Raw genomic sequence first — 9,433 nt, forward strand, 5'->3', positions numbered from 1 at the left:
ACCGCCGTCAACACAATCTTGATGGCGTCGAACGTGTACTGCACCGTCCACACCCCGGCCCCGGCCCGGCCCAGCAGAGTCCACAGCACATAGCCGGCGCCCGCAGCTACCCCAGCCGCCGCCACCACCAGCGCTATCACGTGCACCGAGAGCGGCACCCGTTCAGCGATCGGCCGCCGCCGCGCGCGGGCCGGCCGCACCGGCCGCCGTCGCACTACCCTGCGCAGGCCACCGACACCGGCCACGGCCAGCACCACCGGCACCCACCGCCAGCCGACGGCAGCGGTCGCCGCACCGGCCCACCGCCACCAGGCCCCCGGCACCAGCCACACCCCGGCCACCACCAGCGAGACCGCCGAGAGCAGCACGGTCCGGATATCAGTGACCTTCCCGATGCTCCACACGCCACCCAGTCAAGCGACGCCCGAGCCCGCCGCCCCGGTAACCCGCCCGGATTCACCCGTTACATGCCGCCGCCTGGGGCACTCACCATCTACAACACCCGGGCTTGCGGTTAACGGCGCATCCCGTCCTCGATCGCCCAGCGCAGGCGCTGAGGTCCCGGACGCCCGCGTGCGCCTCTGCCGCCGGGCGCTGATCCGTCAGCCCGGCCCGGCGGCGTCGTGCTCGTCGGCCCGGCTCAGTCCTGCGGGCCGGGTTCCAAGAGATCGCGGAAGTGACTCTTCAACCGTTCCCGGGAGCCCGACCGGTCGGGCGGCGGCACGCGCTCGATCGCGGAGAGCGTCACGACCAGCGCCCAGCCGTCGTCGTGGGCCCAAGCGGGATCACAGTCGGCGACCGGGAACCCCGGGCTGGCGCCGTTGACGGTTCCCAGGCCCTCCTCCGCCTCGATCGTCACCCATTGCCCGTCGGCGAGGGTGAACGTGTACTGCCCAAACGGCCGGGTGTCAACCTCCACCACGGCGCCGAAGTACTCGTGTTCGATCGACTCCACGGTCGCCGACCCGTACCACTGCGCGGGACCCAGCCCGTTGATGAACGTCGTGTCGAAGCCTTCCGGCCCGCCGTCAGTGAACGCGAAGACCGCCTACTCGCCGACCTTCAGCGAGGCGTCCAAGTTGTACCAGCCAGGATTCCAGAGAGCCCGTATCGTCACGCCGGAGGACTTTAACGATGCGGCCCGCCGGACGACAGCCGACAACGCGGTGACCGGCTGCGAAGCGGGCAGGTCGATCAGCGTGAGCCGCCGCCGCGGGGCGCCGCGATCGTGTGACAGGCCGGCTGTGTTCGGAAAGCGGAGCATCACGTGCCGCTGCCATCCGGCCTGCGATGATTACCGCACCTGCCGGTCCCACTCAGCGCGCCGGCGGCAGCAGCCGCGACAGCGACAATACGAGCGGGCGCGCCAGCACACCTACGCTCCCGACCATGCCATCGGTCGCGTCGGCACACCGGCCTTCGGGGATATGCGAGACGGCACGGCCGACAAGCAACGGGAGAGCACCGCAGTAAACACCGTCGTCACCATGAAAGGCACTCGATTCATGGCCCGACCTCGTCCTCGGCGCCATCAGCCGGCGGCGGCGCGCGAACATCTCGGTCAGCCCGGCTCCGGCCGACCAGTACCAGCGGAAGTGGAGGCGGAAGGCCTCCGGGGACACATCGTCCTGACCTTCTGACGGCTTCGCCGGCGCGTCAACGTTCGTGCGACGGCTTCGTTGCTCGTATCCCGGGTTGGATCAGGCCGCTCTCGTAGGCCGCGATCGTCGCCTGCACTCGGTCGCGTACACCCAGCTTGGCGAGGATGACCGCAACGTGGTCCTTGACCGTCGACGCCCGGATGCCCAGGACGGCCGCGATCTCAGTGTTGGACAGCCCGCGTGCCACCTGATGCAACACCTGCGTCTCGCGGGGAGTCAGCCGGCCGAGGCGAGCGGCATCCTCGGGACCGGGACTGGCCGCGAAACGCTCGATGAGCCGGTGGGTGATCCCCGGGTCGAGCATCGCGTCACCGCGGGCGACGACCCGGACGGCGTCGACGAGGCGTTCCGGATCCGCGTCCTTGAGCATGAATCCGGCCGCCCCGGCGCGCAGCGCCGCGAACACGTACTCATCCAGGCCGAACGTCGTCAGCATGATGGTCCGGGTCGCCGGGTGTCCCCGCCCGATCGTGGCGGCGGCCGCGAGCCCGTCAGAGCCGGCCGGTCGGCTCGGCGGCGGGCCGTTCAGGGGGCTCCAGCGGGCCGACGGGGCCGGGGCGGCACGCCGGCGGCCGGGCATGCGTACGTCCAGGACGGCGACGTCGGGGGCCGCCGACGCGACGAGCGCAATCGCTGCGTCGCCGTCGTGGGCCTGCCCGACGATCGTGATGTCAGGCTCGGCGCCGAGGATCGCGGCTACGCCCGCGCACACCATGGCCTCGTCGTCGGCGACGATGACCCGGATCAACGCAGCGCCTCCGGCAACCAGACGCGCACTGTGGTGCGGTCCGTGCCGACCGTCACCGAACCACCGGCGGCGTCCGCCGACTCCCGCACCGATCGCAACACCACGGCCGCGACCGGCGGTTGGCGGTATACCTCGAGGCCGAGACCGCCGGCCGCGAACGTCACCGTGACAGACGCGCCGTCGGCGATGAGCACGGCGCCCACCCCGTGCGCGGCCGCCTCCACCGGCACCGGCAGGGGCCGCTGCTCGCCGACGAACCGCAGCGCCGCGCAGCGGCGCGACGCCAGGTCGGCCAGGGCGGCGACGGCGGGCGGCGGTTCGGGCGGGTCCTGGGGCAGCCCGTGCAGCAGCCCTCGCAGAGCGATCAGGCCGGCGCGGGCCTGTGCCGCGACCTCGTCTAGGCGGCCCGCCTGCGCGGCGGCGAGCGCCGAGGTGGCGTGCTGCCGGACGCTGCCACGTAGGCCGGCCAGAATGCGCGTCCGTTCGCGGCGTGCAGCCTCCTCGGCGTGCCGGTCCACGATGTCCCGGGCTGCGGCCTCGCCGGACGACTTGCGAGACCGCTGCGCCGCCACCGCCCGGCCGGCTGTCCAGGCGAGGCTCAGCGGCACGGCGAGCAGGACACCCAGCAGCACAGCCGCCGCGGCCCGATTGCCGGTGATGCCGGGGCCGGCGCCCAGGGTCACCCCGCCGACGGCGGCCACGGCCAGCGGTGCGGCGAACCCGAGGCGGGTGGCGGGCCGGTGGGCGCCGACCGCGTACACCAGCGCGAGTTCGACCCACCAGCACCACAGGAACGTCTCCGCCGGATCGTGCCGGGTCCAGCCGGCCGCCGTGCCGGCAAGCCACGCGGCCTGGATCGTCAGCGCGGCGGTCAGCGCCGGGACGGGCGCGAGTCGCCGCCAGCCCACCGGCAGCGCGTGCAGCACCAGCATCGTCACCAGCAGGACGGCGGGCACCGGGGGGACCAGGGGATCGGGGCTGTCACCGCCCGGGAGCAGCACCGTGCCGGTGGACAGTCCCAGCGTGAGGACGACCATCGCGCGGTCGCGGACCGCAGCCCCGACCCAGGTCCGCATCCGGGCACCGGGCGCCGCCCCGGTGCCCGACGGGTCATCCGGCGCTGTCCACGGCAGCCGGGCCCGGAGCCGCCACCCCGGTCCGGCCGGTCCGGCCTCGAGGGTCCCACCGAACGCTTCGACTTGGCCGCGAAGGCCGGCGATGCCCAGACCACTGCCTACCTGGCCTGCGGCGTGGCTGCCGCCACCGTCGCGCACCGTCACGGTGAACATCCCGCAGTCGTGATCGATGCGCACCGTCACCGGCGCGCCGTGCGCGTATCGCATGATGTTGGTCAGCGCCTCGCGGACGATCCGGTGAGCCACCGCTGCCACGGCCGGCGGGACGCTCCGCGCGGTGCGTTCGTATCGGATGCAAGGGTGAGCCGCCACCAACTCGTCGACGGCTGCGATGCCGACCTCGCAGTCGGCGGCCGCGGCCAGCTGGTCCAGGTCGTCGACCGCTGCCTGCCCGGCGCCGATCGCGTGCGCGACGGCCCGCTCCCGCAGACTCGGATCGGCGAGGCGCAGCGCCGCATCGGCCGACACCAGGATCGCGGTCAGCCGATGACCGGCCACGTCGTGCAACTCGGCCGCGAACCGCCGGCGTTCCCGGGCCACCGCCAGCGCCGCGAACCGGTCCGCAGCGTCCCGGAAGGCCATGGCCGCCGCCCGGTCCGCGCGGACCCGCCGGCGAAGCCGCCCGACCGCCCACACCCCGGCCGCCACCGCGCCGAGCAGGAACCCGGCCGCGACGGCGGTGCGCGCCGACGCGCCGCGGGCAGCCACCGCCCCGGCGAGACCGACAGCCGCGGCGGTGACCCCGGCCGCGGAAACCGCCGCCGTACGGTGCACTGCCAACGCATAGGCCGTCACCACGACCGCGGCCGGACCGATCGGCGCGGCTGATGCCACGGCGACGCCCAGCCCGCTGATTCCCAGCCCGGTGGCCACGGTGGCACCGGCCAGCGCCGCTGCGGGAGCCGTCCGGCGGTAGACGAGCGTGAGTACGGCGGCCACCACCACGGCGCAAGCCCCGGGCATTGCGACGAGACCCGGCCCGACCACGAGCCAGAACAGCATCTGCGACACCGCCGCCACCATGGCCACCCGGATGTCGCTGCGGGCCGGAACGCGGCGGCGCACGCTCGGATCGTCTGGGCCATACGGCTGATCCGGGCCCCCGCCGCACGGCGGGGGTGGAGTGCGCGAGAACCATCCCGCGGTCCGAGGCGCCGGCATCCGCCTAACGGCCAGCATGATCGTCATGGTTCGTACCTTCCTCCACCGGGGCGCCGGCGCCCTGCTGCTGCCGGTGGCCGGGGTCACCGGCGTCATCGTGGGCGCGGCCGGATTCCTCGCCGCCGCCGTTGTCACCGCTTGGATCCCGCTGCTGTGTGCGGTGGGGCTCAGCTTGCTGGGTATCGTCGCCTGGCTGTTGGCCTGGCCCGCGTTCGCGCTGCTCGGCATCCGTCGCCGCAAGCGTTCCGCCGCAGTGCTGGCCGCCGTCGTCACCATCGTGGTGGCCGGGCTCGCCGCGGCCACCGTGTTCCGGCCGGGCCCGCACCCGGCCGCCGGGCCCCCACCGGCCGGCGTCCGGTTCTGGGAGCTGCCCACCGGATCGCGGATCGCCTACGTCCACGCCGCCGCGTCCGGCCGGGCTCGCCCAGCTCCCGTGCTCTTCCTGCACGGCGGCCCCGGCACGCCGGGCGAGGGACTGCCCGCGGTGGGGGCTCCGCTCGCGGCCGACGGCTTCGAGGTCTACGCCTACGACCAGCTCGGTGCCGGCCGCTCCACCCGGCTCGACGACGTCACCGGCTACACCGTTGCCCGGCAGGTCGCCGACCTCGAGGCGATCAGGGTCCTGCTGGGCGTCGAGCGCATCATCCTCATCGGACAGTCGTGGGGTGGGTCGCTCGCCGCGCAGTACCTCGCGGCCTATCCGCAGCACGTCGCTCGGGTCGTGTTCACCTCGCCCGGACCGATCTGGGCGGGCGCCTACCCGGACGGTGGCGGGGGTGACCCATGGGCCCGGATGACCGCGGGGCAGCGCCAGCAGCGCGACGCTCTGTTCTCCACGCCGCGGATCGTCGCCGAGTCGATCCTGCAGGCTGTCAACCCGAACGCCGCGCACGCTCTCGTCGGCGACGACGAGGCCGACACCCTGATGCATTCCATCGCAGTGCTCGGCAAGGACAGCACCCGCTGCCCCGGATCGGCACCCGCCCAGGTGCACGACAACCACCAGGGCTTCTACGTCAACCAACTGACTGTGGAGAACTTCACCCACATCCCGGACCCGCGGCCCGCGCTCCGGCGGGCCCGCGTGCCGGCGCTGATCATGCGCGGCGAGTGCGACTTCGTCCCGTGGCCGCAGACATACGAGTACCGGAGCACCCTGCCACAGGCGACCCTGGTCTATCTGCCGCACACCGGACATGACATCGCCGCCGGTCAGCCGCAGCCGTACGCCGCACTGCTGCGCGCCTTCCTGCGCGACGAGCCGCTGCCGCTGCCGCCCTACAACTCGGCCCGGCCCCCGTCGTGACGCGGGAGTCCGGCGAGCGTCGGACGCGTCAGCGGCCGGCGGGCCGATCGGACCTCCCGTCCATATCGCCGGGGCGGCTCAACCCGCTCTCGTACGCCCGAACGACCGCGCCGATCCGGTCCCGCACTCCGAGTTTGCCGAGGATCGGGCCCACGTGGGTTTTCACCGTGTTCTCCCCGAGGTGCAGCCGACCGGCGATCTCAGTGTTGCCCAGCCCGCGAGCGACCAGACCGAGCACCTCGCGTTCCCGGTCGGTGAGCCGCGTCAGGCGGGCATCGGATAGCGGGCCGGGGCCGGCGGTGATGAAACGGGCCAGCAACTGCCGCGTGACGGACGGGGACACCCTTGGGTCGCCGCGCAGCACGCCGCGGATCGCCACCAGCATCTCGGCGGCAGAAGCATCCTTGACCAGGAAGCCGTCGACGCCGGCCCGCAACGCCGCGTACGCGTGCTCGTCGAAGTCGAATGTGGTGATCGTCGGGATGCGGCTGGTGGGCTGCGCGGCGCGGATACTGACGGCTGCGGTCACCCCGTCCAGGCCGGGCATCCGGACGTCCAGAAGCATCACATCCAACCGGTGCTCGGCGACCTCACCGACCACGGTGAGGCCGGCCTGGCTCTCCACGACCATCCGCAACCCGACCCGCATCATCTCCTGGTCGTCACAGATCAGAACTCGAGACGGCGGCCGGTCGGACATGCGTCCATGCTGTCGGTGCGTGGCTGTGAAACCGCTGTGTCGGCTGGTTCGAGGGGGTGTGGCAAGGAGCCGGACGCTCAGCAGACAACGCGCGCCGGGTGCCGCTCCAGCATTTCCCCGCTACCTCGACCGCAACGCCGGCCAACACACCAGCCCGCCCCGCCCGCCGCGAGCGCGGCGTCTCACCGCCCAACGATCCGGTGAGGCGCGCATCACGATGTCGGGGCCCATTGCTGGTACGGAATGCTGGTTCCGTAGGTGGGAGATTCCAACATCGAGAAACATCTTCGGACCCCAGGGCGACCGACGGTCTCGCCGTCGGCGACCAGACGCTGGGCTAGGTGTTTGCCGATGCCGTTGCAGCCCTCGACCGCCCAGACCCGGTCCTTGTGTTGCCGTCCGAGGGTGAGCATCGTCTGGTAGCCGTCGCGGTCGGTGCCGAATCGGCCTTGTGCGAGGATCTTTTCGCGGTCGTTGATGATCTCGATGGTCGCGGATCGTTTGTGGGGACCCATGCCGATGATGACCTGTCCCATGCCTGATCTCCTCGATCGAACCGGGGTTGAATCCGGCGAGGAGGGCAGCGCTACTTTGAGCTGGGCAGTCCCCTCTTGAGCCTCTCCGCGCCACGGTGACCGGCAGGACGCATGCCAGATCTGAGCCACACCCACAAGCGGCGGACAGCCGATGATTTACAACGCAGCTGTCGTAATCTCCTTGATGATGTTCACGGAGTGGTGGCATGTGCTGCCTGACGAAGAGCGACAGCAGTGGCTGTCGGAGCCGTTCGTGGCGGTGGGGTCGCTGCGCTTTGGAATGAGTCCCGAAGATGTTGCCGACGTGATGAGCGCCGTCACCACGGAGGCTGAGCAGCGCCGATACCGTAAGCCCGCAGATTCGAGCGCCTACGAGGTCACGGAAGAGCGCTACTCAGCGTTCGGCTTGCACCTCTATTACCGAGACGAAGGGCTTGCGGGCGTTGCGGTGGATGCGCTGTGCGGGCCGCAGGTGTCAGTGGCCGGCACAGCATTGGTCGGCCGGCTGCCTTCGGCGCTGGAGCAATGGATGATAGACCGCGCCGAGACCGGCCTCGAGACCGATATGGTCTATGTGAGCGCAGGCGTACCTGCCTCGGAATCGCTCGGCGTAACGATCAACGTTCAGCGGGATGGCGACCGGCTCTTGACACGGCCGATCTTCTACCCTGCTGAGGCGCTTGACGATCTCTCGCATTGGCTGCCAGGGGATGCGTGGACTATCCACGACTAACGCTCATGCCGATGAGCGCACAATCGATGATGCCGCCACGCTAGTGTTCTGCGCCAGAAATTCGCCTGATAAGTCGGTGTAGCCTGTTTGAATGCCGAGGACAGGACGTCCCACTGCCCCGTTGGCGCTGTCGGACGAGGAACGGGCGACGTTGCTGCGCTGGGCCCGGCGTGCGAAGTCGTCGCAGGTCCTGGCGATGCGGGCGAAGATCGTGCTGGCCTGCGCCGACGGTCTGTCTAACGTCGAGGTGGCAGGGAAACTGGCGGTGCACCTGTCGACCGTGGGCAAGTGGCGACGCCGGTTCCTCGCCGAACGCCTGGACGGCATGATCGACGAACAACGGCCGGGCCGGCCACCATCGATCACTCTCGATCAGGTGGAACAGGTCGTCGTCGACACCCTGGAACAGACTCCCCGCGACGCTACCCACTGGTCGCGGGCGTCAATGGCCGAGAAGTCCGGGCTGTCGAAGTCGACGATCGGCAGAATCTGGCGCGATTTCGGCCTCAAGCCGCACCGGACGGACACCTTCAAACTGTCGACCGACCCGCAGTTCATCGAGAAGGTCGTCGACGTCGTCGGCCTCTACCACCACCCGCCCGAACGGGCGGTCGTGCTGTGCGTCGACGAGAAGTCTCAGATCCAGGCCCTCGACCGGTCCCAGCCGGTCCTGCCGATGATGCCGGGCATGCCCGAACGGCGCACCCACGACTACTACCGCAACGGCATCACCAGCCTGTTCGCGGCGTTCAACATCGCTGACGGCACGGTGATCAGTGAACTGCACCGTCAGCACCGGGCCACCGAGTTCAAGCAGTTCCTGATCACCATCGACAACCAGGTGCCCGCCGGCCTGAACGTTCACCTGGTCTGCGACAACTACGGCACGCACAAGACCCCGGCGATCCGGGCCTGGCTGGCCCGGCATCCCAGGTTCCACATGCATTTCACCCCGACCGGCTCGTCCTGGATCAACCAGGTCGAACGCTGGTTCGGATTCCTCACCGACCAGAAGATCCGCCGCGGCGCACACAAGAGCGTTCAAGCCCTGGAAGCCGACATCCGAGACTGGATCGCCGACTGGAACACCCACCCACGCCCGTTCATCTGGACCAAGACCGCAGAAGAGATCCTCGAATCACTCGCACGATTTTATAGCCGAATTTCTGGCACAGAACACTAGTGCCGTGACCACGAACGTTGGCCGGGTTGATATCTGGTGTGACTGCGGCGCTGATCGTCGTAGGTTCTGGTAATGGATCTTTCCGGCCGAGGTTGATATCGAAGGCGGAGGTGGCTGCGGCGGCGTCTCCCGTGGTTCTTGATCGATCGAGGCGTAGCAGCGAAGGGTCGCAGGCAGGGCCATTGCGTTGTCGGACGGCAGGGCTCTGAACTGGGGATTCGCATCGTGATCGGCCTCTGTGGAGCCGAAGACGGCGGATGAGATCACGT

The 9,433-nt window shown here is 70.5% G+C and carries 10 protein-coding genes; 3 read left to right on the top strand and 7 right to left on the bottom strand.

What is annotated here, in order from left to right:
- From ACH442_RS47440 to ACH442_RS47460, 5 genes are all read right to left on the bottom strand, one after another.
- The coding region (locus ACH442_RS47440; protein ID WP_396344812.1) for a hypothetical protein at positions 1–404 on the bottom strand (404 nt) is incomplete at its 3' end.
- A 236-nt stretch (positions 405–640) separates the two neighbouring features.
- The gene (locus ACH442_RS47445) at positions 641–955 is read right to left on the bottom strand and encodes a hypothetical protein (RefSeq protein ID WP_396344813.1); all 315 of its coding nucleotides are present in this window, start codon (positions 953–955) and stop codon (positions 641–643) included.
- Positions 956–1,316: 361 nt separating this feature from the next.
- Positions 1,317–1,622, bottom strand: coding sequence for a hypothetical protein (locus tag ACH442_RS47450; RefSeq protein ID WP_396344814.1), 306 nt, complete (start codon positions 1,620–1,622; stop codon positions 1,317–1,319).
- A gap of 34 nt (positions 1,623–1,656) precedes the next feature.
- Positions 1,657–2,409, bottom strand: a complete 753-nt coding sequence (locus ACH442_RS47455; protein WP_396344815.1) for a response regulator — start codon at positions 2,407–2,409, stop codon at positions 1,657–1,659.
- Positions 2,406–4,610 carry an ATP-binding protein gene (locus ACH442_RS47460; RefSeq protein WP_396344816.1) on the bottom strand — a complete coding sequence of 735 codons (2,205 nt, stop codon included), beginning with the start codon at positions 4,608–4,610 and terminating at the stop codon, positions 2,406–2,408. The genes ACH442_RS47455 and ACH442_RS47460 overlap by 4 nt, the downstream gene beginning before the upstream one ends.
- A 121-nt stretch (positions 4,611–4,731) precedes the next feature.
- Between ACH442_RS47460 and ACH442_RS47465 the strand changes: the two genes are divergently transcribed.
- Positions 4,732–6,012, top strand: coding sequence for an alpha/beta fold hydrolase (locus ACH442_RS47465; protein ID WP_396344817.1), 1,281 nt, complete (start codon positions 4,732–4,734; stop codon positions 6,010–6,012).
- A gap of 28 nt (positions 6,013–6,040) precedes the next feature.
- Here the strand turns inward: ACH442_RS47465 and ACH442_RS47470 are convergent, their stop codons facing one another.
- Together ACH442_RS47470 and ACH442_RS47475 are read right to left on the bottom strand one after the other, a co-directional pair.
- Positions 6,041–6,712, bottom strand: coding sequence for a response regulator (locus ACH442_RS47470; protein ID WP_396344818.1), 672 nt, complete (start codon positions 6,710–6,712; stop codon positions 6,041–6,043).
- Positions 6,713–6,924: 212 nt separating this feature from the next.
- Positions 6,925–7,248, bottom strand: coding sequence for a hypothetical protein (locus ACH442_RS47475; protein ID WP_396344819.1), 324 nt, complete (start codon positions 7,246–7,248; stop codon positions 6,925–6,927).
- A gap of 184 nt (positions 7,249–7,432) precedes the next feature.
- Here ACH442_RS47475 and ACH442_RS47480 point away from each other — a divergent pair, with 184 nt between their 5' ends.
- On the top strand, positions 7,433–7,981 hold the full coding sequence (locus ACH442_RS47480; RefSeq protein ID WP_396344820.1) for a hypothetical protein: 549 nt from the start codon (positions 7,433–7,435) through the stop codon (positions 7,979–7,981).
- Between the two features lie 91 nt (positions 7,982–8,072).
- Positions 8,073–9,164, top strand: coding sequence for an IS630 family transposase (locus ACH442_RS47485; protein ID WP_396344821.1), 1,092 nt, complete (start codon positions 8,073–8,075; stop codon positions 9,162–9,164).
- The last annotated feature ends 269 nt before the right edge of the window (positions 9,165–9,433 follow it).

Source organism: Actinoplanes sp. NPDC020271 (assembly GCF_044388125.1).
In the GTDB taxonomy this organism is placed as follows: Bacteria; Actinomycetota; Actinomycetes; order Mycobacteriales; family Micromonosporaceae; genus Actinoplanes.

Excerpts from the sequence above, each read along its gene's own strand:
- ACH442_RS47475 (WP_396344819.1), bottom strand. The coding sequence starts at position 7,248 with ATGGGACAGGTCATCATCGGCATGGGTCCCCACAAACGATCCGCGACC.
- ACH442_RS47480 (WP_396344820.1), top strand. The coding sequence starts at position 7,433 with ATGATGTTCACGGAGTGGTGGCATGTGCTGCCTGACGAAGAGCGACAG.
- ACH442_RS47465 (WP_396344817.1), top strand. The coding sequence starts at position 4,732 with ATGGTTCGTACCTTCCTCCACCGGGGCGCCGGCGCCCTGCTGCTGCCG.
- ACH442_RS47485 (WP_396344821.1), top strand. The coding sequence starts at position 8,073 with ATGCCGAGGACAGGACGTCCCACTGCCCCGTTGGCGCTGTCGGACGAG.
- ACH442_RS47470 (WP_396344818.1), bottom strand. The coding sequence starts at position 6,712 with ATGTCCGACCGGCCGCCGTCTCGAGTTCTGATCTGTGACGACCAGGAG.